This is a genomic window from Micromonospora taraxaci, assembly GCF_007830095.1.
In the GTDB taxonomy this organism is placed as follows: Bacteria; Actinomycetota; Actinomycetes; order Mycobacteriales; family Micromonosporaceae; genus Micromonospora; species Micromonospora taraxaci.
On sequence record NZ_VIWZ01000001.1, the window covers coordinates 4,228,622 to 4,251,021 of the forward strand.

Here is a 22,400-nt window from a genome sequence, read left to right on the forward strand (position 1 = left end):
GTTCCGGTAATTGCGGCGACCGGTTAGGAACCCGGCCGATGGCCGCTGGGCGCGGTGAGCGACGACGAGTCGCCCACCGCGCCGCACTGTCAGTGGTGGTGGTGCGCGCGGACGGCCTTGCGGATCGTCACCGGCAGCGCGGGCGCGCCGTCGACAGGCGCGGGATCCTCGGCGGTCGGGGCCACTCCCCCGGCGGCGATCCGGTCCAGGGTGGCCAGCCCGGCGGCGTCGACCTCACCGAAGATCGTGTAGTTGGGGCGCAGCGCCGAGTTGGCGTACACCAGGAAGAACTGGCTGCCATTGGTGTCCGGCCCGGCGTTGGCCATCGCGAGGACGCCCCGGGCGTACACCCGGCGTTCCCCGGTCGGGTCGGTGGGCGCCGGCGGCAGGTCGGTGGGCAGTTCGTCGCGGTACCGGTATCCCGGGCCGCCCTCGCCGGTGCCGGACGGGTCACCGCACTGCAACACGCTCAGCGTCGGGTACGCGGTGAGCCGGTGGCACGACGTGCGGTCGTAGAAACGCTTGCCGACCAGGTGCAGGAAGCTCTGCACGGTGCACGGCGCGGCGGCCCGGTCCAGTGTCAGCCCGATCGGCCCGTGGTTGGTCGCCAGGGTCACCCGCACCGTTCCCCGGGACGGGGTGCGTCGCGGGTCGGGCGGCAGCGGCACCGGTCGGGCAGCGGGCTCGTCCGGCGTCTCGGTGTACGCGCACGGGCCGTGCGTGGTGCGCGGCGGTCGGGTGGCGGCGTCGATGCGCTGCGCAGCGGACGCGGTGGCCGACAGGCCGGACGCGTTTGCCGACGGGCCGGGCGCGGCGACCGCGGCGGCCGACGCGCCGACGACCAGCGCCCCGGCGAGCACGGTCACCCCCGCGAGGCGGGTCAGGGCGCGGCGGGGTGCCGCCACGCGGGGGCGCGGTGGGAGTTCACTCGACACAGGGATCCTCCTGGACTCGTGGTGCCACAAAGACCGGAGTCTATGGAGGGCAGCGCCCGATGTCGATTCGTCAGGGCAGCCGGCGGCGTCGCCGCCACAGCAGCCCGCCCATCAATGCCAGCAGGCCCGCCCCGCTGGCAGCGGTCACCGACCAGAGCCATCCCGATCCGCTGTGTCCCGGCCCGCTGGCCGCCGCCGGCCGGGGCGCACCGGGCGCCGCCAGCGCGGACGGTGCCGCCGACGGCGTCGCGGTCAGCTCGCCCGGCTCGACCAGCCGGCCGACCGAGGCGTCCCGGGGCACTGTGAACCCCCAGTCGAGCAGCGCGGCACCCTGCTCCCAGCCACGCTTCGGCGCCGACTCCGCGCCGAGCAGGGTCACCACCAGCCGCCGTCCTCCCCGTTCCGCCGCCCCCACGTAGGTGTGCCGGGCCAGGTCGGTGAAGCCGGTCTTACCGCCGAGCGCACCCGGGTACCGGTAGATGAGCTGGTTTTCGTTCTGGATGTCGAAACCCTTGGTGCGTTGCGCCGGCTGGGCCGGAATCGACGTCTGCTCGGTCAACGCGTACCGGCGGAAGGTCGGCTGGGCGAAGCAGGCCCGGGCGATCAACGCCAGGTCGTACGCGCTGGTGAACTGGCCCGCCCCGTCCAGCCCGGACGGGGTGACAGCGTGCGTCTGGAGCGCGCCGAGGTGGTGCGCGTGCTCGTTCATGGCGCGTACACCGGCGGCGCTGTCCGTGCCGCCACCGAGTCGGGCCAGCGCGTTGGCGGCCTCGTTGCCCGAGTTGAGCAGCAACCCGAGCCAGATGGTCTCGATGGTGTACCGGCCTCCCGCGACCAGGCCCACGGCCGAGGATCCGGGTTCGATGTCCATGTCCTCGTCGGTGACGGTGACCGTCTTGTTCGGGTCCAGCCGGGGCAGCATGGTGGCCGCCAGCAAGAGCTTCTGCACGCTGGCGGGTGTGCCGTACTCGTGGGGGCCGCAACCGCCGAGCACCTGGCCGCTGTCCAGGTCGGCGACCAGCCACGACGTGGCGGTGACCCCCGGTGGCGCAGGGGCGCCGGTCGGCACCACCAGGCCGACGGTGTCCAGCCCGGCCCCGCCGACGACCCGCTGCGCGGGCACGGCGGGCGGGGGCGACGGCCGGGGTGGACGGGACATCGCCGGTGCCGGCACCCGGGGGCATCGGACCGTGGGCACGGCGGAGGCTCCCGCCACGGCGACCGGCGCGGGAGCGAGCAGGAGGGCGGACGTCGTGGCCGCCAGCAGCGCAGCTCTCATGTGCCCGACCCTAGTCACGACGCTCGCTCCGCGGGATGGGATGCGGGTCAACCCGAGCGCTCAGATAGTCGTGCAACGCGGCACTGCCCCGCAGCCTGCGCAGGCTCCGGGCGTGCAGCTCCTGCTCACGGCGGGCCAGCTCGGCACGGACCCGCTGCGGGCTGCCGGTGGTCCGCAGTTCGCCCAGCACCGCCTCGATGATCTCGAACGGGTACGCACCACGGCGTAGCAGCGCGATGACCTGCGCGGCGCGTAGTTCCACTTCGTCGTACACCCGGTAGTTGGTGCCCGGGGCGCGTCCCGGCCGCAGCAGCCCGCGCTCCTCCCACAGCCGAAGCTGCGAGGTCCGGACCCCGACCACTGCGGCGACCTCACCGATGCGGGCGTCGCGGCGCGGCGCGGGCCGGGCCTGCGACGGGCCGGCCAGCACGGTCTCGAAGGCGCCGAGCACCCGGCGGATCTCCGCGCGTTCCCGGTCCAGCTCGGCATGCCCACCGTCGAGCGCCGCCAGGGCCGCCGGCAGGTCACCGGAGTGCACCGCCGCCATGATCTCCCGGGTACGGATCCAGCCGTGCCCCTCGGCCAGCCGGCGCGCCACCGTGAGCGCCCGCGCGTGCTCCGTCGTGAAGATCCGGTACCCGCTGGCGGTACGGCCCGCCGGCGGCAACACCCCCTGCTCGACGTAGTTGCGCACCTGCTGCACCGAGATCCCGACGGTGGCCGCGAGGTCGACGGCGCGCAGCCGTGCGACGGGTTCGGAGTTCACGACGGGTAACCGTACCGGTTACCACGTGATTTGAGACTTTCCCGAACACTTCGCTACGGCCGGCGCGGCGGTTTCGGCAAAAGTCTCTACATGGGGATGAATGAGACAATGGAAGCCGCCAGCATCGGCGGGGCAGGGGTCCCGCCACGATTCCGTGAAGGGTTCGCATGTCGCAGCCAGCATGGTCCGCCGCCGACAGCCACGACATGATCGAGGTACGCGGAGCGCGGGAGAACAACCTCGCCAGCGTCTCGGTCGACATCCCCAAGCGCCGGTTGACGGTCTTCACCGGCGTCTCCGGCTCCGGCAAGTCGTCGCTGGTCTTCGGCACCATCGCCGCCGAGTCCCAGCGCATGATCAACGAGACCTACAGCGCCTTCCTCCAGTCGTTCATGCCGAACCTCAACCGGCCGGACGTCGACTCGCTGCGCAACCTCAGCGCGGCCATCGTCGTCGACCAGGAGCGGATGGGCGTCAACTCCCGCTCCACCGTCGGCACCGCCACCGACGCGTACGCGATGCTGCGGATCCTGTTCAGCCGGCTCGGCCAGCCGTCCATCGGCGGCGCCGGGGCGTTCAGCTTCAACCTGCCCGAGGGCATGTGCCCCACCTGCGAAGGGCTGGGCCGGGTCTCCGACCTCGACATCAACGAGTTGGTCGACGTCGAGCGCTCCCTCAACGACGGCGCGATCACCGCGCCCGGTTTCGCTGTCGACTCCTGGTACTGGCAGACCATCGTCGGCTCCGGCCTGTTCGACCCGGACGTCAAACTCCAGGACTTCACCCCACAGCAGTGGGAGGACTTCCTGCACAAGCCGGCCACGAAGATCAAGGTGGGCAGCAACAACTGGACGTACGAGGGTCTGGTGGTCAAGGTCAAGCGGCTCCTCCTGACCAAGGACCGCGAGTCGATGCAACCGCACATCCGCGCCTTCGTCGACCGGGCGGTCACCTTCACCAGCTGCGGTGACTGCGGCGGCACCCGACTCAACGCGGCGGCCCTGTCGTCGCGCATCGCCGGGCAGAACATCGCCGAGTGCTCGGCCATGCAGATCAGCGACCTGGCCGCGTTCGTCCGGGGCGTCGACGACCCGGGAGCAGCGCCGCTCGTCGCCAACCTCCGCGACCTGTTGGAGTCCCTGGTCGAGATCGGGCTGGGCTACCTCAGCCTGGACCGCGAGTCGGCCACCCTCTCCGGCGGCGAGGCCCAACGGGTGAAGATGGTCCGGCACCTCGGCTCCAGCCTCTCCGACGTCACGTACGTCTTCGACGAGCCCACCGTCGGCCTGCACCCGCACGACATCGCCCGGATGAACGACCTGCTGCTGCGGTTGCGCGACAAGGGCAACACGGTGCTGGTGGTCGAGCACAAACCGGAGACCATCGCGATCGCCGACCACGTGGTCGACCTCGGCCCGGGGGCCGGCACCGACGGCGGTCGGATCTGCTTCACCGGCGATGTCGCCGCGCTACGCCGCTCCGACACCCTGACCGGCCGGCACCTGGACCACCGGGTCACCCTGCGCGCCGACGTACGCCGACCCACCGGCCAACTCTCCATCCGCCAGGCCGACCTGCACAACCTGCGCGACGTGGACGTGGACATCCCGCTCGGCGTGCTCACCGTGGTCACCGGCGTGGCCGGCTCCGGCAAGAGCTCGCTCATCCACGGGTCGCTGCGCGGCCGTCAGGGCGTCGTGATCGTGGACCAGGCCCCGATCCGCGGCTCCCGGCGCAGCAACCCGGCCACCTACAGCGGGTTGCTCGATCCGATCCGCACCGCGTTCGCCAAGGCCAACGGGGTCAAGGCCGCCCTGTTCAGCGCCAACTCCGAGGGTGCCTGCCCGGCCTGCAAGGGGATCGGCCTGATCTACACGGACCTGGCGATGATGGCCGGCGTGGCGAGCGTCTGCGAACGGTGCGAGGGCCGACGCTTCACCGACGAGGTGCTCACGTACACGCTGCGCGGCAAGAACATCAGCGAGGTGCTGGCCATGTCGGTCACCGAAGCGCACGCGTTCTTCCCGGGTGGGCCGGCGCACCTCATCCTCGGCCGGCTGGTCGACGTCGGGCTGGGCTACCTCAGCCTCGGCCAACCGTTGACCACCCTGTCCGGCGGCGAGCGGCAACGGCTCAAGCTCGCCATCCACCTGGCGGAGAAGACCACCACGTACGTGCTGGACGAGCCCACCACCGGCCTGCACCTGGCCGACGTGGACCAGTTGCTGGCCCTGCTCGACCGGATGGTCGACGCCGGCAACACGGTGATCGTCATCGAGCACCACCAGGCGGTCATGGCGCACGCCGACTGGATCGTCGACCTCGGCCCGGGCGCCGGTCACGACGGCGGCCAGATCGTCTTCACCGGCACACCCGCCGACCTGGTCGCCCACGGCGACACCCTCACGGCCACCCACCTCCGCGAGTACGTCACCGAGCCCGCAGCGGTCGACCGGGGGTGACGCCTGCGGGTTCGGGGCTTTCCGGGCTGTGCGCGCGACCGACCAGGGCGTGTGGAGGTTGCGGCTCAGGACACGCGGCGCAGCCAGCGCCGCTGCCAGGGGGTCTCCACCGCCTTCGGGTGGTAGCCGGCCCGAACAAACGGCACCGCACGCTCGACCGGAAGACCGTCGAGGATCGCCAGCGCGGCCAGGGCCGTTCCGGTGCGGCCCACCCCACCCCGGCAGGCCACCTCGACGCGTTCACCGTCGTGCGCCCGCCGCAGCGCCTCCCGCAGGGCATCGAGGGCGTCGGCGCGATCCAGCGGAATCCAGAAATCGGGCCACCGGATCCGCCGATGCGGCCAGGCCGGCACCGGACCAGGTGCCAACAGCACGGCGAAGTCGGCGGGCGAGGTCGCGGCAGCGACGCGGCGTCCGCGCACCGTCGCCCCACTGGGGAGTACGAGTACGCCCGACTGCTCGGACCACTGCTGCGCGTCAATCATCCGGACATTGTGCCGCGACGCGCTGACGGATGAGCGCAGACAGCGCCGCCCCCGGCTGGCGGGCCGGGGGCGGCGCTGGTGTCGGTGTGCAGGTCGCCTCTCGGCGAGTGGCACGACGCGGCTCCAGCCGAACGGTATTCCGCGAAGGCGATATTAGGGATTGCAGATCATCAAGGTGTTGCTTGCCGACCTGGGGCTCGTTGGTCTGGAATGCGCATCCCGGACGAGACCTGTGACAACTCTCCGCGAAGTTCGCGGTGCTGTTTCCACATCTGGACGAGCAGCAGCGACGGCTGTTGATGGGAACCGAGGCCCGGTTGCTGGGGCATGGTGGCATCCGTGCTGTCGCTCGGGCGGCTCAGGTCAGCGAGACGACGGTCAGCGAGACGACGGTCCGCAATGGCGTGTTCGAGCTGGAATCCGGAGAGGAGCCGTTGGGGCGGGTCCGGCGTCCCGGCGGAGGACGCAAACGGGTTGCCGGCACGCGTTCCAGGGTGCCTGGGAATATGCACTGCACGCCGCCCTCCAGGACCGGGATCCAGGCACAGAGCATCAAAACAACGTGTTAATGATCTGCAATCCGCTGGTCGAGTGACCAATTCGTCAGTTTCAGCGGATTCAGCATCAGCCAAACGTTCGTGACACATTGAGCACTGACGTCAAACGTGGCCATCCCATATCGGCGCGCCTCATTCCGAAGCATGTATCCGAGACCGTCAGCCGTGTCTCGTCGCTCAAAACGGAGGGCGGGTTGCTTACGCATCACTCCCATGAGCCACCGCGCTACACGATCCGAACCACGGATAACCTGAGGTGCGGCATTGACGAATCCGCCGCCATCTACTCGCAGTTCGACATCTGGAGCCAGTACGCGCAACAGGTCTTCAATATTCCCTCCAACCGTTGCGTCGCGGAATGCCCGAACAACTTCATCATGCTGTTGAGGAGAAACTCGTGCTCGCCTTCCTCCTCGAACGTGCCGACGTGCGGACGTCGCCAATTGCCTTACAGCTCCTGGTGAACGGCCTACAACACTAGCAATCTCGCCAAACGGCACGCCGAATACATCATGCAGTACGAACGTCACTCGCTCCGCTGGGGTCATAGACTCGAGGACCGTCAACAAAGCCATACTGACCGTATCATCGAGGGAAACGCGATCGAGCGGATCGGCGGCGATATGACTGGAGCTCGTTGGCTCCTTCGCTGCGTCCGCAAAGAGGTCAGATGGGACTGGCTCCGGTAGCCATTGTCCGACGTACGTCTCCCGTCGTGCCCGCGCGGAGCCCAGCATGTCGAGTGAGATACGGCTCGCAACTCGCATCAACCACGCAGCGGGCGTGGCAATCGCTTCGCGTTCCTCGGCCTCAAGGCGGTACCATCTGACATACGTCTCTTGCACAACATCTTCAGCATCGGCCAGGGTGCCCATCATACGAAAGGCCAGCGACATCAAACGGCGTCGCTCGGCCGCGACCGAATCGAGAATCCGCGATTCATCACGCTCGGCTCCTCCAAACCCTACGGATTCGGATTCGGCAGGAAAGTCTTCCGACATTGGGCACCCTTTCCGATCTAAGGCGGCATGCCCCAACTATCGTCTGACAGTCGAGCGATCCATCCTCATCCTATTTTGGTTTCAGGCGAGAGAGATTCCTGAAATGGGGTACCTCACAGTGCCTACCCGGTGAGCGCCACGTGGAACCATGGCATCCGGTGCACCTTCCGCGTCCACGGTCACAACCTCGCGGTCGTCTCCACGATCAGCCAACGTGGCACGGAAGAGGTCATCGTGGTAGAAGCGGTCGGGCCCAGCGATCTCGACCTCGCTTCCCGGCTCCAATGTCGTGGCAGCCTCGGCGAGCAGCTCGATGACCTCGTCCAGCTCGACGGGCTGGATGAACGACCTGGGAGCGAAAACCTTTCCCTCCACAGTGTGCTGGTCAATGAGGATGGGGATGTAGCTCTGGAACTGAGTGGCTCGGATGATGGTTGCGGGGATCGAACCGGATCGTGCGGCCTTCTCCTGCGCTACCTTGCCGAGGTAGTACCCAATCTCAGACGCGTCTCCTTGTCCGACGCCGACGATGGACAGCAGGACGTGATGACGCACACCTGCCCGCTTGCCCTCCGCATTCAGATTGTTGATCGATCCCTCAAAGAACGAAATGGCCCCCTCCGCATCAAAACGGGGGGTGTTCAGGACGTTCACGATGGTGTCTACTCCGACGAGGGCCTCGGCGAGCCCCTCGCCAGAGATCACGTCGATCCCGTCATCAAGTCCTCCCGAAACCACCTCGATGCCCCTGGCCTCCAGCTTGTCAGCAAGGGGGGAGCCGACACGGCCGCGCCCACCAGCGATGAGAACCTTCATTTCTCACTCCGTTCCGGGCCACCGGTCGCCGGCCCTCACCAATATGACGACGCAGGCCAGGAAGATGTCAGGCTCCGAGGCAGATCTTTCTCAGAGCCCCTCAGCCGCTGCGACCGGCGGTGTTGGCATACGCCTCACCATGCAAGGCGCGCCGGAGCCCCCACGGCCCGCACTCACCGGTGTGGTCCGCCCCCAGTTGCCCCGAAGCGAAGGTGTGCGGAGCCTGGTCTCGGGCATGATCGACATCACCTGACTCCCGGTCGCGCCTGTCGCGACGGGGGAACGACTTACCCCCCTCGTCGTCGAGATCACCTTCGACCTGGCACCGCCGGACACACACGCGCCCACCAGATCCGAAAACGGACACTGATGCCTGATCGCCGCCTGCCGACCCTGACCAGCACCGCGATGATCGACTCGGTTTCCGTGAAGTCGCCGCATCGGATCGCCTAGGACACCCCGACATCAAGGAAGGCGAGTCGATCACTCGCGCGGCGGGGAGGAGGTTTGCGGCGAATGCGTCAGGTGCCCAGGTAGCGGAGGACGGCGAGGATCCGCCGGCTGTAGCCGGTCGTGTGGGCGAGATCGAGTTTGTCGAAGATGGCGTTGACGTGCTTCTCGACAGCGCTCTGCGACACGTGCAGCCGCTGGGCGATGGCGAGGTTCGTGTGGCCCTGCGCCATCTCGTGCAGCACGTCCCGTTCGCGCGGTGTCAGCCGACCGAGCGGGTCGGGCCGCCCCGAGCCGGCCACCACCTGCCGGACCACCTCCGGGTCGAGGGCGGTGCCTCCGGCGGCGACCCGGTCGAGTGCGTCGAGGAAGTCGTCCACCTGGGCGACCCGGTCCTTGAGTAGGTAGCCGACCCCCTCAGGGCGGTCCGCGAGCAGCCGGCCGGCGTACCGCCGCTCCACGTACTGGGAGAGCACCAGGACGCCGGTGTCGGGCCACCGCCGACGAATCTCCAAGGCTGCCCGCAGCCCGTCGTCGGTGTGGGTGGGCGGCATCCGGACATCGGTGACGACCACGTCGGGACGGGTTCGTCCGACCGTCTCGACGAGCTCGTCGGCGGTCCCGACCCCCGCGAGCACCTCGTGGTCCTCCTCGGCGAGGAGGCGCGTCAGGCCTTCCCGGAGCAGTGTCGAGTCTTCGGCGAGGACTAGCCGCACGGCAACTCCGCCAGCAGTGTCGTCGGACCGCCACCGGGGCTGGTCACCCGCAGCCGGCCGTCCAGCGCGGCGACCCGTCGCGCCAGCCCGGACAGGCCGCGCCCTGTTGGTTCCGCCCCGCCGACGCCGTCGTCGTGCACGCGCATCCGGATCCACCCGTCCTGTGCCTCGAAATCGATCATGACCAGGGTAGCGGCGGCGTGTTTCGCGGCGTTCGTGAGCGCCTCGCAGGCCACGAAGTAGAGCACCGTCTCGATCTGCCGCTCGGGGCGGACCGGCAGCTCGTAGCGGATCCGCACCGGCACCTCGGATCCGCGCGCCGCGATGGCCAGGACCTCGCCCAGATCGTTGCTGTCCAATGCCGACGGGTAGACCCGCCACGCCACCTCACGCAACTCCTCGACGGCCCGCTGCACGTCCTCGTGTGCCTGCACGATCAGCGCGTGCGTGCGGTCGGCGTCGCGGGCACGGCGGGCACGGCCGAGCAGCATGCCGAGGGCGATCAGTCGCTGCTGCAGGCCGTCGTGCAGGTCACGTTCGATGCGCTGCCGTTCGGCGTCGACGGCGGCGATGACCCCGGCCCGACTGGTGGTCAGCTCCTGGACCCGTCGCGTCAGCTCCGCCCGAGTTCCCGGGCTGAGCAGTCGTCGCGCCAGCCGGACGTCCAGCGCCGCGATACTGACGAAGGCTTGAACGTTGAGCAGTAGCAGGACCACACCGACACCGACCTGGGCCAGCGCGTCGAGGAGGGTCAACTCTCCGCGCACCGCCGCGCGCAGCACGATCCAGGCCAGCACCACGCCGACACCCAGCACGGCGTACGCCAGCACGCCGAGCGTGCCGGTCAGCAGTCGGGCGGCCAGGTAGCCGACCTGCCGTCGGGTCGCCACATCGTCCGTCGTGGGCAACTCCTCGGCGGCGAGCAGCCCGCCGAGGCGGCGACGTTCCATGTGCACCAGCCGCCCCGCGTACCTCTTGGTCAGGGCAGCGACCCGACAGCGGGCCGCGGGCTTGACCGCGACCAGGCTGAACGCGGCGGCCGCGACGGCGAGGAAGGCGAACCCGACACCGGCCGTCGCGATGCCGGCGGCGACGCCGACCGGAAGCCGGAGCACGCCCCACCATCTGTCGGTTCGCCGCTCGCCCGCCACCTCGTCCGCCTTTCGCACCGGCCTGTCCCCCTCTGCTCTGGGAACCGGAGAGGGTCGACTAGCGGTCGTCCGAGCCCCACGACCCGCTGCGGTAGAGCGTGCCGCGACCGGCCGGGTCGGGCACACCATTCAGTGCGGTCGACTCGGGTTCGACCGGTTCGGGGTTCTGCGCGGCGCGGCGGGCTCGCAGCACACGGGACCCGACGAACCAGGCGGCCGCCGCCACACAGACGACGATCACCACCTTCTGGAGCATGCCGGCGTAGCCCTCGACGAGATGCCAGTTGTCGCCGAGCAGGTAGCCGGCGAGGACGAACGTGGTGTTCCAGATCAGGCTGCCCAGCGTGGTGTAGATCAGGAACGTGCTCACCGGCATCCGCTCCACCCCGGCCGGAATGGAGATCAGGCTCCGGAAGATCGGGATCATCCGGCCGAAGAAGACGGCCTTCACACCGTGCCGGAGGAACCACGCCTCGGTCCGGTCCACGTCGCTGAGCTTCACCAGGGGAAGCCGGGACACGATGGCGCGCATCCGGTCGCGCCCCAACGACGCGCCGATCAGATAAAGCGCGAGCGCACCCACCACCGAGCCCAGCGTGGTCCAGAAAATCGCACCGACCAGACTCATCCGTCCCTGCGCGGCGACGAACCCGGCCAACGGCAGAATCACCTCACTGGGGATCGGCGGGAAGAGGTTCTCCAGCGCCACCGCCAGGCCGGCACCGGGGCCGCCGAGCCGTTCCACCAGGTCAGTGACGTAACCGACGATCCCGCCCTGCGGCGGTTCCGCTGCGGCGGTGGGGGTTCCGGTGGCGAGCAGGGCGTGGGACGTTCGAATCATGCCCCCACGGTACGAAGCGATCCTGAGAGTCGACCATGAGGCCGACCGCCCGACCACGCGGGTCGACCACATCGGTAAGGGTGTGGAAAACCGCACCCCGCTGCGGCTCGCGGTGGCGCAGCCGGCGTGCGTACCCCTGGATGTCGCGGAGAACGCGCGGGCGCACGCCGCCGCGGTCCGCGCGGCGCGCGCCCGGGTGGTGGTCTTTCCGGAGCTGTCGCTGACGGGGTACGAGTTGGACGCGCCGGTCGTGTCGGTCGACGACGCGCGGTTGACGCCGCTGGTCGAGGCGTGCGCCGAGACGGGCGCGTTGGCCCTGGCCGGTGCGCCGGTCGCGGGCGACCACATCGCGATGCTGGCCGTGACCGGGGGCGGTGCGACGGTGGCGTATCGGAAGATGTGGTTGGGCGGCGCGGAGTCCCGCCGCTTTCGACCGGGCGACGCGCCGGCAGTGCTCGATGTGGACGGTTGGCGGGTGGGGTTGGCGATCTGCAAGGACACCGGGGTCGCCGCGCACGCGGCGCGGACCGCGGCCCTCGGGATCGACGTGTACGCGGCGGGTGTCGTGGAGGCCGCGCGCGACGCCGCCGTGACGGACCAGCGGGCGCAGCGGATCACCGCGACCCACCGGGTCTGGGTGGCGGTGGCGAGTTTCGCCGGCTCGACCGGCGGTGGCTTCACCGAGGCGGCCGGGCGGTCGGCGGTGTGGACGCCGGAGGGCGAGGTCGTCGGGCGCGCGGGCACCGAGCCGGGCCAGTCGGTCAGCGTCAGCCTCGACTGACGGGTCTCCACCTGTGGCCCGACCCTGGCGGCGACAGGCGCGGTTAGGGTGACGCAATGATCTCCGGACGAGTGGTGCAGCTGCGGCGGCACCCGGTGAAGTCGCTGCTCGGAGAGCGGATCCCGGCCGCCGACATCGGCGCGACCGGCGTCGTGGGTGACCGCGTGCTGGCCCTGTTGGATCAGACCAGTGGACGGGTGGCCAGCGCCAAGCAACCGCATCGGTGGCGCGGCCTGCTCGCGCTGCAGGCGACAGGAGGGGTGACCGATCCGGTACGGATCACTCTGCCCGACGGCCGACACCTGTCGGTCGAGGACCTCGACATCGACAGGGCGCTCAGCGCGGCCGTGGGTCGCCCGGTGACCGTTGTCGACGCCGTACCGGCCGGCGCTACCCTGCTGCGGTCGAACCCGGAGGCGGTGCTCGCCGCCGGTCTTGACGACGAGGTTCCGGCCGACGAGAGCCGGCTCGGATCGGTGCTGCCCGGCACCTTCTTCGACTTCGCTCCGATCCACCTGGTCACCACCGCGACCCTGGATCGGATCGCCGGGCACCTACCGCCCGGAGCCGGGACAGTGGAGCGCTACCGGCCCAACCTGGTGCTCGACACGGACACGGATGCCTTCGCCGAGAACGGCTGGGTCGGCCGGGAGCTGCGCGTCGGCCCGGACCTGGTGCTCGCAGTGCTCGCCCCGACGCCGCGCTGCGCGGTGCCGACGCTCGCGCACGGACCGCTGCGCCGCGAGGCCGAGGCGCTGCGGGTACCCGCCCGGCTCAACCGGATCGAGCCCCTGCCCGGGATGGGTCCCCAGCCGTGTGTCGGCGCGTACGCCCGGGTGGTCCGTCCCGGGCGGGTGGCGGACGGCGATCGCGTTACGGTCGGACCATGAGCACCGTTCCCTCCCGCCTGTCCGTGGTCACCCTGGGAGCACGCGACATCGGCACGCTACGGTCGTTCTACCGGTCGCTGGGGTGGCCGGAGGTACCGGCCAGTGACGACGGGTGGTCGGCCTTCCTGCTCGGTGGCGTCCTGTTCGCGCTCTACCCGCTGCCGGAGCTGGCCGCCGAGGCCGCGCCGGGAATGCCCGAACCGGCCGCGGGCTGGTCCGGCGTCACCCTGGCCTGCAACGTCGACAGCCGCGAGGAGGTCGACACGGCTTTCGCAGCGGCCGTCGAGGCGGGCGCGACGGTGGTGGCGGAGCCGACCGACCGACCCTGGGGTGGGCGCTCCGGCTACCTCGCCGACCCGGAGGGCAACCGCTGGGAGATCGCCTGGGCGGGCACGGCCCGCTTCGACGAGCGCGGTGCTCTCCTCTCCTTCGGCTGAACATGGTGTTTGCAAGCGGACGATGACCTTGGAATGCTTCGCGGATGACTTCCTTGCCGGGGACCTTCGCACCCGACGTCATCGCCTTGCCGGAGCAGGCGCAGTTCGAGGCGTTCATCGACGAACACCGCCGGGCGCTCGACGGCTACCTGGACGGGCTGACCGAGGAGCAGGCACGCCGGTCGTTGGTGCCGTCCCGGACCACCCTGCTGGGCCTGGTGAAGCACGCCACCTTCGTGGAGAAGGTCTGGTTCGACGAGGCCGTCACGTGCCGCTCACGCGCCGAGATCGGCATCCCACCCACGCCTGGCGACTCGTTCCTCCTCGACGACGACGACACCATCGCCAGCATCCGGCAGGCACACCGGGAGGCGTGCGAGGCGTCCCGCCGGGCCACGGCCGCCCTGGGCCTGGACGACCTCCTGCGCGGCCACCGCAGTGGCCCGCAGCCGCTGCGCTGGGTGTACCTGCACGTGCTGCGCGAGCTTGCCCAGCACTGCGGGCACGCCGAGATCCTGCGTGAGCAGATCCTGAGCGAGCAGCGCGGGTGACCCGGCCCGGTCAGCCGGCGTCCAGCACCTCCCGCAGCCGTACCGCGAACTCCTCGGGCTTGCCCGCGTAACCGAACTCGCCGCCGAGGAAACCGCCGTGGTGACTGGGGAACACCACGGCCTGCTGACCGAGCGCAGCCGCCATGCCGTGGGCCGTCCGCGCGGTGTACGTCCCCGCCGACTCCTCCCCGACCGCGATGACGATCCGGGTGGGTGCAGCGGCGAGCAGGCCCGTGTCCGGCCGGTAGTCGGTGATCGCCCACGAGTTCTTTGACAGCAGCGGGTCGTCGCGGGTGCCGTCGTCGTCCGTCGACATGCCGAACATCGCCGGATCGGGGGTGGGCTGGGCGAAGTAGGCATCGGTGAACTCGCCCTGCCAGGACGTCATCGCGATGAACGCGGCCATGCCGGCGCCGGCCCCCTTCGCCTGGTACGCGTCGTAGAACCCGGCGCGGGCGCGTTCGGCGGCGTCGGCGTCGGGGAGCACGGCGTTGATCGGGGGTTCGTGCGCCACCAACGTCAGGACGTCTCCGGGGTACGCAGCGACGAGTTCGAGTGCCGTCACCGCGCCGCCGCTGCTGGCGAAGACGTCGACCGGGCCGGCACCGAGCGCCTCGATCAGCAGGTGCAGGTCGGCCGCCTGCTGCTGCGGCGTGTGGTCGGTCCGGCCGTCCGTGCGGACGCTGCGGCCGAGGCCACGCGGGTCGTAGGTGACGACGGTGCGGTCGCTGAAGTGCGGCGCGAGCGCGGTGAAGCCCTCCGCCGCCATCGGCTGGCCGATCATCAGCAGCACGGGGTGTCCGCCGGCCGGGGGCAGCGGGCCTCGGACGTCGTAGACCAGGTCGACGCCGGGTACGGCGAGGGTGTGCGTCTGCATTGTCGTCATCCGGTGAGACTACGACCGGCGGGAGCGGGCGGACGGCCACGCCGTGCCGGCGACGACGATCAGGTGGCCGTCGGTCGTCGACGAACGGGTCACGCTCGGGCCCACCCGCCGGTGTCGGCGAAACGACGGAGCGTCCAGCGGGCCGGCGGCCACCCGCCCGGGTCGTGGTCGGTCGTCCAATCGGTGATCGAGGCCGGGGGCACGTCCAGGTCGAACGCCCGGAAGACAGGCTGCGCGGCGAGCGCGTGGAACGCGCCCTCGACGGTCTCGCTGTGACCGACCAGGATCGCCGTGGAACCCCGGTGCCGATGGGCGATCTCCATGATCGCTCGGCTGACGCGGACCACCAGCTCGGCCCAGCTCTCGTTGCCCTCCTCGAACGGCCGGAACACACCGCCGCCGGCCACCGCGTGTTCGGTGCGGAAGCGGGCGGTCGGAAGGCCGTCGGCGTACGGGGGTGTGTGCCAGGTGCACAGGCCACAGTCGGCCACGGGCCGGACGCCGAACGCGGTGGCAATCGGTTGCGCTGTCTCGACAGCCCTCCGCAGCACGGACGAGTAGACCGCCACGGGTCGGTCGGCGGCGACCTCACCGGTGAGCCGCTTGGCGAGATCGTTCGCCTGCTCGTGACCGAGGGCGGTGAGGCCCCGGCAACCACGTGGTCCGCCCACGATTCCTTCGAGCTGGTGGAGCGACTCGCCGTGTCGCACGAAGATCAGACGTGTCCGCATCGGGACATCATGCCAGCGGTATAGACGCAGGTATCAGTCGTCCGTACGGCCGGTGAAGATGCTGCTGGTCCGCGCGAGGAGATTGTCCAGCTGGGCGCCCGTCCGCGCTGGTAGCCGGTCGCGCTCCACCAACTCGGCGATGTGTTCCCGCAGCTCGGCGATGCGCTTGGTCCGGTCCCTGGTGTGGCGGTTCAGGTCGGCGAGTTCGTCGCGCAGGTCTTCGGCGGTCTTGCGGTCGATGTCACCGCGGGCCAGCGCGCTGGCGAGGACGGCGGCGAACTCGCCGGTCACCTCGCGGAGGCTGACCGGCACCTGCTGCCCGCTGGTCGGGGGCGCGGTGCTGGCGGATGGTGACGGCGAGGGTGGCGGCTTCGGTGTCGGCGACTGCGTCGTGGGTCTGGGCGCCGGCGCGGAGGCCGAGGGCGCACCGGCGACGTCGGCGGGGTCGCGGGTGCCCGAGGGGCCGAACTGGCCCTGGGTGAGCAGGGCGCCGAGGCCGACGAGCACGGCGAGGCCGGCCGCGACCAGCACGGCGAGGGGCCGGCGCGATCGGCGGCGGGCCGCCACGGCGACAACCGGGGCGGGGCGGGCAGCCGAGCGGTCGATCAGGGTGGGTGGGTGGGCTGCCGGCGTGACGCGGAGCAACTCGGTGGGCGGCTCGACCGGCTGGCCCGCGCCGAATCGACGGGCCAGGTGCGCGGCGCTCGGCCGGTCGGCCGGGTTGGCGGCCAGGCAGGCGACGGTCAGTTCGGCGACGTCGGCGGGCAGGCCGGGCACGCGCAGCGGCGGCACCGGAGTGCCGCGCCGGTGCACCTCCAGGGCGTCCTCCCAGCTCTGCACGGGCAGGGGGGCCTGGCCGGTGAGGGTGCGGTAGAGCAGCGCGCCGAGGGCGTACACGTCGCTGGCCGGGTCGGGCGGGCCAGCTCTCAACCGCTCCGGGGCGAAGTAGGCGGGTGTGCCCATCAGCGGTTCGCCGGACTGGCCGTCGAGGCCGCCGAGGGCGGCGATGCCGAAGTCGAGCACCTTGGCCCCGGTGTCGGTGAGCATGACGTTGCCGGGCTTGACGTCACGGTGCACGACGCCGATGCGGTGCGCGGCAGCCAGCGCGGCGGCGATCTGCCCGGCCACCCGCACCGCCTCCGGCCAGGGCATCGGGCCGTTGCGCAGCCGGTCGGCCAGGTTGTGGCCCTCGACAAGTTCCATCACCAGGTACGGGACCACCGCCCCGCTGGCCAGGGTCGCCTCGGCGTAGTCGTACACCTGGGTGACGTGCGGGTGGGTCAGCCGGGCGGCCGCGCGGGCCTCGCGCTGGATGGTGGCCCGCAGTTGCGGGTCGGTGGCGAACTGCCCGGCGAGGACCTTGATCGCGACCGGTCGGCCGAGCACGTCGTCGTCGGCACGCCACACCTCGGACATGCCGCCGAGACCGATCCGCTCGTGCAGAACGTAGCGGTCGTGGAGACGGAGAGTGGACGTGAAAGGCGACATGGCTTCACCAGTCTGCCTGGCCGAGCCCTTCTCGACCACCCTCCGTGCCCGAGCCCACACTGTTCGTCCCGTGCGTGCCCGAATGAGTGCGAAGGGGTCAGGAGCAGCGCGGGGCGGCAGGCAGCGGTCGCGGCTGGATGCGGTCGGCGAGCCGACGCAGGGCGACGGCGGCGGCCCGCCGAGTCGGGTCGAGCGGAGCCCGGCGGACCCGTTCGAGCTGGACCGGGGCGTCCGGTCGGGCCGAGTTGACATGCCTGTTCATCGCGTCGAGGGCGGTGATGTATCCGGTGGGAAGTTCCATGGTCAACTCCTCGGGACAGGTCCGGTGGAGTCCCGGACGACGAGTGCGGTGGGCAACAAAACATGACCGTCCGCCGCATTCGCGGGCGGGTCGAGGAGCAGTTCGGCGGCGATGCGGCCCTTCTCCTCGGCTGGCTGCCGGACGGTGGTGAGGCCAGCCGCGGCGGCCTCGGGAACGTCGTCGAACCCGGTCACCGAGACGGGTGGACGGTCACTGGTCGGCCAGGCGGCCAGGGCGTCCAGCACACCGAGTGCGAGGACGTCGGAGCCGGCCAGCACGGCGGTCGGGGGGTCGGGTTGGTCGAACAGTCCGGCGACGGCTGCGGCGGCGGCGTGGCGACTGTTGCCCGGAGCGTTGACCAGGGTCAGCTCGGCCCAGTCGACGCCGACCTCGGCGAACGCGTCGGCGAAACCGCTGAGCCGGCCCCGGGTGGTGGGGTGCGGAACCTGCTCCACCCCGGCCACTGTGAGCGGGCCGGCCGGGGCGTCCGGCAGCACGGAGTCGGCGAGCAACGCCACGCGGCGGTGACCGAGGCCCGCCACGTGTGCGGCGGCGCTGTACGCGGCGGCCCGTTCGTCGATACCGACGTACCGCTCGTCGGGGCTGGCGTCGTCGCGGCGGGCAGTGCTGACGAACGGCAGGCCCCGCGCCCGGATCACGTCCAGCGCCCATTCCTCGTCGGCGACGCAGTAGACACAGAAACCGTCCACGGCCGCGTTCTCGACCGCCCGCCGGGCGTCGGTGACCGCCGTGGGCAGCGGCACCAGCAACATGCTGGTGCTGTGCCGCTCGGCCGCCTCGCCGACCCCGGCGAGGAAGCGGACGGCGAACGGGTCGGTGAAGGCGTACGACAGTTGCGAGGTGAACAGGACGCCGATCGACCCGACGAAGCCGCGGCGCAGGGAACGCGCGGTCGGGTTGGGACCGGGGTAGCCGAGTTGGCGTGCGGCGTCCAGGATTCGCCCGCGCAGGCTGGTGGAGAGCTGGTCGGGGCGACTGTAGGCGTTGGACACGGTGCTGCGGGAGACGCCGACGGCGTCGGCCACGGCTTGCAGTGTTGGCTTCACCGGCACCCCTCTGTATCGATCCAGTCTGTATCGATACAGAGACTAGCCCGACCAGTTGGCGTCGGTCAATACCATGCGTTCGGTGTCGTCCGCGCCGCGATCAGGCCGGGTAGAGGTCGTCCAACATACGGCCGAGGATGTCCGGGGTACGCTCCGGCGGCTCGGCCTCGACGCAGAGCCGCTCCATGGCCACCGCGTAGTAATCCAGGTCGTCACGCTTGTCGAGGTAGAGGGCGCTGGTGAGCTGCTCGATGTAGACGATGTCGGGCAACTCCTGGTCACCGAAGCGCAGGATGGTGAAGGCACCCCCGGCGGCGGCGTGGCCGCCGGCGGCGAACGGGATGACCTGGAGCCGGATGTTGGGCGACTTGGTCGCCTCGATGAGTGCGGTGAGCTGGCCGCGCATGACGGCGGGGCCGCCGATCGGGCGCCGCAGGGCCGCCTCGTCCACCACGGCCCAGAGCTGCGGCGGATTTTCCCGGTGGAGCAACTGCTGCCGCTGCATGCGCAGGGCGACTCGTCGGTCGATCTCGGCCGGACCGGCCGCGCCGTGCCCGAGCAGCACGACCGCCCGGGCATAGTCCCCGGTCTGCAACAGGCCGGGCACGAACTGCACCTCGTAGCTACGGATCAATGCGGCAGCGGCCTCCAAGCCCAGGTACGACTGGAACCAGGTCGGCAACACGTCGCCGTAGCGGTGCCACCATCCGGGGCTGTTGGCGTCCCGGGCGAGTTTCAGCAGCGCCTCGCGCTCGTGCTCCTCGGTGACCCCGTAGAGGGTCAACAGGTCGGAGACGTCGCGCTCCTTGAAGCCGACCCGACCCAGCTCCATCCGGCTGATCTTCGACTCGGAGGAACGGATCTCCCAGCCGGCACCCTCCCGGGTCACCCCACTGGTTTCCCGCAGCCGACGCAACTGGGCACCGAGCAGCATGCGCAGCACGGTCGGCCCGGTTGTCGGGCCACCCTCGGCGGGAACCATCGTCACGTGCGGACCTCCGGACACCGACCCACGCGGCCGGGTACCTGGCCCGGCCGACGTGTAAGCATGCCATGGACCGACAGTGAGGTGAACTCCTCCGCGCCGGTGATTCAGTCCCGTCGCCGGGACGACCCCACCCGGGACGGTCAGTTGATCAGATGGTCGAAATCCCCGTCCCGCGCGCCGAGAACGAAGGCGGCGATTTCGTCCACTGTGTAGATCAGCGCCGGCCCCTCCGGGTGCCGCGAGTTGCGAACCGCGATGCCCGCTCCCCCGGGCAGTTCGGCGAGTTCGACGCAGTTGCCGCTGGGGTTGCTACGGCGGCTCTTCTGCCAGCTCAGTGGGGGCAACTGATGGATCGGTACGCCATTGGGTGGCTGCTGCATGGAGGCGTCTTTCTGCTCACGAGCCCGCCGGTGGCCGTGGGAGGAGCGGTGACGGCGAGGGGGTGCGGTATCGACATCGGACGGTTCTGCACGTGCATCTGCTATTGCATATGCACCGGACGGCGAGCATGATAACGCACATGATCGGTGTGCATCCGTTCACGTTGAGTTACCCCGTAGGGGCACTCAGCAGGTAAAACTGGCCCGACGCGGCGCACCGCGTCGACCGAAGGGGTAAGGCGGTCGCGGCGATGGGAGGGTTCGTGCCGGATCCGATGAGTGTCGCCTCCGGCATCTGCGCGGCCGGCGCGCTTCTCTCCTCCTGGCAACTACGCCGCCGGGCGGTCCGCGCCGAGGCCGAGATCGAGCACCTCCAGGCCGAGCTCGCCGCCGAACGCCACGCCGCCAGCCACGACCCCCTCACCGGGCTGCCCAACCGACGTGCCTTCTACCGCCTGGCTGCCGCCCTGCTCACCGACGCGGCCGGCCAGCCGTTGATCGCCGTGGTGCTGGATCTCGACGACTTCAAGCAGATCAACGACCGGTACGGGCACGCCGCCGGTGACCAGGTGCTGATCAGTGTGGCCGAACGGCTCGCCGGCTTCGCCGGGGACAATCTCGTCGCCCGCCTCGGCGGGGACGAGTTCGCCGGGTTGCTCGCCAGCCCGACCGTCGACCGGCGTTGGATCGAGTACTCCACCCGCCGTCTCGCCGAGACCGTCGCCGCGCCGATCCGACTGAGTGGGTGCAGCGTCCGGGTCACCGCCTCCGTCGGGCTCGCCCCGGTGACCGGCCCGGCCCAGCTCACCGAAGCGCTCAGCCGCGCCGACGCCGCCATGTACCAGGCGAAGAGCCTCGGCGGCGCCCGCTCACCCCGGCAACTGGTTGACAGCGCCGAGCGCTGACGGGTCACCCGACGGGCGCACCGAACCACCTGGGCAACCGGCCGAGCAGGTCCGTCTGATCGTCGCCCACCCACGCCACGTGGCCGTCCGGCCGCAGCAGCACGGCGGGCACCTCCAGCTCGTCGCTGACGTCGACGACGTGGTCGACCCGGTCCACCCACCCGTCGACGGAAAGCCGGCCGGTCTGGTCGAGCAGCAGACCTCGACCACCACGCATCAGCTCGTAGAGACGACTGTTGTGCTTCAGTCGTACGTCGCGCAGGTGCCGGCCGAGCAGCTCGTGGCCCGCACCGAAGTCGTACCGGACCCCGATCGCGGTGATCTTCTCGATCAGGAACCGGTTGACCTCCTCGAAGTCCAGCAGCTCCGACAACAGGTGACGCACCGCCCGGGGCCCCGGCTCCGGCGACAGCAACAGCATCTGCGCACGGGTGTTGGTCAGCACGTCGGCCGCCACCGGATGCCGCTCGGCGTGGTAGCTGTCCAGCAGCCCTTCCGGCGCCCAGCCGTTCACCGCGGCGGCCAGTTTCCAGCCGAGGTTGAACGCGTCCTGGATGCCCAGGTTGAGCCCCTGCCCACCGGTCGGTGGGTGGATGTGCGCCGCGTCGCCGGCCAGGAACACGCGGCCGGTCCGGTAGCGCTCGGCCAGCCGGGTGGCGTCGCCGAAGCGGGACAGCCAGCGCGGTGAGTGGACGCCGAAGTCGGTGCCCGCGTACACCCGGAGTTGCTCTTTGAACTCCTCGATGGTCGGCGGGACGGACCGGTCCTCGGCCACCCCCTCGGCGGGGACGAGGACGCGGTACACCCCGTCGCCGAGCGGTCCGAGACCGAAGCGCAGGTGGGTCTTGCGGACCTCGGCCACCACGTCGGCCACCGTCTGCGGCGCTACGCCCACCTCCATCTCGCCAAGCAGCGACTCGACCTGGCTGGGTTCACCGGGGAAGCCGACGCCGAGCAGTTTGCGTACGGTGCTGCGACCGCCGTCGCAGCCGACGAGGTAACGCGAGCGCACCCGCGTGCCGTCGGCGAGTTCCACTGTCACCCCGTGCTCGTCCTGGCTGACACCGACCAGTTCGCAGCCCCGCCGGATCTCGACGCCGACCTCGCTGGCGTGCTCGGCCAGCAGCCGGTCGGTGGTGGTCTGTGGAATGCCGAGGACGTACCCGTGCGCGGTGTCCAGCCCGCCCGGCGACGGTTTGGGGATGGCGGCGAAGAAGCCACCCACCGGGTGCTGCTGGCCGAGCGCGAGGAACCGCTCCAGCAGACCGCGCTGGTCCATCACCTCGATGCTGCGCGCGTGCAGGCCGAGCGAGCGGACGAACGGGGTCGGCTCGCTGTCCTTCTCCACCACGAGCACCTGCACGCCGTGCAGCCGCAGCTCGGCGGCCAGCATCAGGCCGGTCGGTCCACCGCCGGCAATGATCACATCGATCATGAAATCCCCCGATTTTCCCAGTTTTGGGCTTCGGCAGGAGATTCTGCAGCACACCCCGGGTCTTGCGGCAAGACCCGGGGTGCGATATATGTTGGAGGTGG

23 protein-coding genes and 1 pseudogene are annotated in these 22,400 nt (G+C 70.5%); 7 read left to right on the top strand and 17 right to left on the bottom strand.

All coding sequences use genetic code 11. The features are described 5' to 3' along the window. Positions 1-89 precede the first annotated feature (89 nt). The 3 genes from FHU34_RS19595 to FHU34_RS19605 all read right to left on the bottom strand — a co-directional run bounded on the left by FHU34_RS19595 (position 90) and on the right by FHU34_RS19605 (position 2,980). Positions 90-935, bottom strand: a complete 846-nt coding sequence (locus FHU34_RS19595) for a peptidylprolyl isomerase (RefSeq protein WP_244311738.1) — start codon at positions 933-935, stop codon at positions 90-92. 70 nt (positions 936-1,005) lie between these two features. Further along, positions 1,006-2,214 carry a D-alanyl-D-alanine carboxypeptidase family protein gene (locus FHU34_RS19600; RefSeq protein ID WP_145782710.1) on the bottom strand — a complete coding sequence of 403 codons (1,209 nt, stop codon included), beginning with the start codon at positions 2,212-2,214 and terminating at the stop codon, positions 1,006-1,008. Between the two features lie 10 nt (positions 2,215-2,224). Then, positions 2,225-2,980 carry a MerR family transcriptional regulator gene (locus tag FHU34_RS19605; RefSeq protein ID WP_145782712.1) on the bottom strand — a complete coding sequence of 252 codons (756 nt, stop codon included), beginning with the start codon at positions 2,978-2,980 and terminating at the stop codon, positions 2,225-2,227. Between the two features lie 167 nt (positions 2,981-3,147). Between FHU34_RS19605 and FHU34_RS19610 the strand changes: the two genes are divergently transcribed. Continuing rightward, positions 3,148-5,442, top strand: coding sequence for an ATP-binding cassette domain-containing protein (locus tag FHU34_RS19610; protein ID WP_145782714.1), 2,295 nt, complete (start codon positions 3,148-3,150; stop codon positions 5,440-5,442). A 65-nt stretch (positions 5,443-5,507) separates the two neighbouring features. Here FHU34_RS19610 and FHU34_RS19615 read toward each other — a convergent pair whose 3' ends face one another. Beyond that, positions 5,508-5,927 (bottom strand): protein-tyrosine phosphatase family protein, encoded by a 420-nt coding sequence (locus tag FHU34_RS19615; protein ID WP_208745042.1) that lies wholly within the window; start codon positions 5,925-5,927, stop codon positions 5,508-5,510. Positions 5,928-6,137: 210 nt separating this feature from the next. Between FHU34_RS19615 and FHU34_RS19620 the strand changes: the two are divergent. Further along, positions 6,138-6,403 (top strand): annotated as a pseudogene (locus tag FHU34_RS19620) (ISAzo13 family transposase); the annotation flags it as partial. A gap of 89 nt (positions 6,404-6,492) precedes the next feature. On the opposite strand, the gene sigJ reads toward FHU34_RS19620, so the two are convergent. The 5 genes from sigJ to FHU34_RS19645 all read right to left on the bottom strand — a co-directional run bounded on the left by sigJ (position 6,493) and on the right by FHU34_RS19645 (position 11,459). Continuing rightward, positions 6,493-7,485 carry an RNA polymerase sigma factor SigJ gene (sigJ, locus tag FHU34_RS19625; protein ID WP_145782716.1) on the bottom strand — a complete coding sequence of 331 codons (993 nt, stop codon included), beginning with the start codon at positions 7,483-7,485 and terminating at the stop codon, positions 6,493-6,495. Positions 7,486-7,566: 81 nt separating this feature from the next. Then, positions 7,567-8,301, bottom strand: coding sequence for an SDR family oxidoreductase (locus FHU34_RS19630; protein ID WP_145782718.1), 735 nt, complete (start codon positions 8,299-8,301; stop codon positions 7,567-7,569). Between the two features lie 521 nt (positions 8,302-8,822). Continuing rightward, positions 8,823-9,467: a response regulator gene (locus FHU34_RS19635; protein ID WP_145782720.1), complete on the bottom strand. Its 645-nt coding sequence runs from the start codon at positions 9,465-9,467 to the stop codon at positions 8,823-8,825. After that, positions 9,458-10,582, bottom strand: coding sequence for a sensor histidine kinase (locus FHU34_RS19640; RefSeq protein ID WP_244311739.1), 1,125 nt, complete (start codon positions 10,580-10,582; stop codon positions 9,458-9,460). Before FHU34_RS19640 ends, FHU34_RS19635 begins: the two co-directional genes overlap by 10 nt. A 94-nt stretch (positions 10,583-10,676) precedes the next feature. Next, entirely contained in the window at positions 10,677-11,459 is a 783-nt protein-coding gene (locus FHU34_RS19645) for a DedA family protein (protein WP_145782722.1), read from the bottom strand. A gap of 82 nt (positions 11,460-11,541) precedes the next feature. Between FHU34_RS19645 and FHU34_RS19650 the strand changes: the two genes are divergently transcribed. The 4 genes from FHU34_RS19650 to FHU34_RS19665 are packed head-to-tail and all read left to right on the top strand — an operon-like array spanning position 11,542 to position 14,118. Next, positions 11,542-12,240, top strand: coding sequence for a carbon-nitrogen hydrolase family protein (locus FHU34_RS19650; protein ID WP_244311976.1), 699 nt, complete (start codon positions 11,542-11,544; stop codon positions 12,238-12,240). Positions 12,241-12,296: 56 nt separating this feature from the next. Then, complete coding sequence (locus FHU34_RS19655; RefSeq protein WP_145782726.1) at positions 12,297-13,130, top strand: MOSC domain-containing protein; 834 nt, start codon at positions 12,297-12,299, stop codon at positions 13,128-13,130. Beyond that, positions 13,127-13,567 carry a VOC family protein gene (locus FHU34_RS19660; RefSeq protein ID WP_145782728.1) on the top strand — a complete coding sequence of 147 codons (441 nt, stop codon included), beginning with the start codon at positions 13,127-13,129 and terminating at the stop codon, positions 13,565-13,567. The genes FHU34_RS19655 and FHU34_RS19660 overlap by 4 nt, the downstream gene beginning before the upstream one ends. Positions 13,568-13,611: 44 nt before the next feature. After that, entirely contained in the window at positions 13,612-14,118 is a 507-nt protein-coding gene (locus FHU34_RS19665; protein ID WP_145782730.1) for a DinB family protein, read from the top strand. Positions 14,119-14,128: 10 nt separating this feature from the next. Here FHU34_RS19665 and FHU34_RS19670 read toward each other — a convergent pair whose 3' ends face one another. The 7 genes from FHU34_RS19670 to FHU34_RS19700 all read right to left on the bottom strand — a co-directional run bounded on the left by FHU34_RS19670 (position 14,129) and on the right by FHU34_RS19700 (position 19,959). Continuing rightward, a complete protein-coding gene (locus FHU34_RS19670) occupies positions 14,129-15,004 on the bottom strand; it encodes an alpha/beta fold hydrolase (RefSeq protein ID WP_244311740.1) in 876 nt (291 codons plus the stop codon). An 89-nt stretch (positions 15,005-15,093) separates the two neighbouring features. Then, positions 15,094-15,735: a histidine phosphatase family protein gene (locus tag FHU34_RS19675; RefSeq protein ID WP_145782732.1), complete on the bottom strand. Its 642-nt coding sequence runs from the start codon at positions 15,733-15,735 to the stop codon at positions 15,094-15,096. Positions 15,736-15,768: 33 nt separating this feature from the next. Beyond that, positions 15,769-17,223: a serine/threonine-protein kinase gene (locus FHU34_RS19680; RefSeq protein ID WP_145782734.1), complete on the bottom strand. Its 1,455-nt coding sequence runs from the start codon at positions 17,221-17,223 to the stop codon at positions 15,769-15,771. Between the two features lie 97 nt (positions 17,224-17,320). Then, complete coding sequence (locus tag FHU34_RS19685) at positions 17,321-17,524, bottom strand: hypothetical protein (protein ID WP_167524846.1); 204 nt, start codon at positions 17,522-17,524, stop codon at positions 17,321-17,323. 2 nt (positions 17,525-17,526) lie between these two features. Then, entirely contained in the window at positions 17,527-18,570 is a 1,044-nt protein-coding gene (locus FHU34_RS19690) for a LacI family DNA-binding transcriptional regulator (protein WP_244311741.1), read from the bottom strand. 121 nt (positions 18,571-18,691) lie between these two features. Then, positions 18,692-19,573 carry a helix-turn-helix domain-containing protein gene (locus FHU34_RS19695; protein WP_425280579.1) on the bottom strand — a complete coding sequence of 294 codons (882 nt, stop codon included), beginning with the start codon at positions 19,571-19,573 and terminating at the stop codon, positions 18,692-18,694. 146 nt (positions 19,574-19,719) lie between these two features. Continuing rightward, a complete protein-coding gene (locus FHU34_RS19700; RefSeq protein ID WP_074309213.1) occupies positions 19,720-19,959 on the bottom strand; it encodes a DUF397 domain-containing protein in 240 nt (79 codons plus the stop codon). 263 nt (positions 19,960-20,222) lie between these two features. Between FHU34_RS19700 and FHU34_RS19705 the strand changes: the two genes are divergently transcribed. Further along, positions 20,223-20,864 carry a GGDEF domain-containing protein gene (locus FHU34_RS19705; RefSeq protein WP_145782742.1) on the top strand — a complete coding sequence of 214 codons (642 nt, stop codon included), beginning with the start codon at positions 20,223-20,225 and terminating at the stop codon, positions 20,862-20,864. 4 nt (positions 20,865-20,868) lie between these two features. Here the strand turns inward: FHU34_RS19705 and rox are convergent, their stop codons facing one another. Continuing rightward, on the bottom strand, positions 20,869-22,299 hold the full coding sequence (gene rox, locus FHU34_RS19710; protein ID WP_145782744.1) for a rifampin monooxygenase: 1,431 nt from the start codon (positions 22,297-22,299) through the stop codon (positions 20,869-20,871). Positions 22,300-22,400 lie beyond the last annotated feature (101 nt).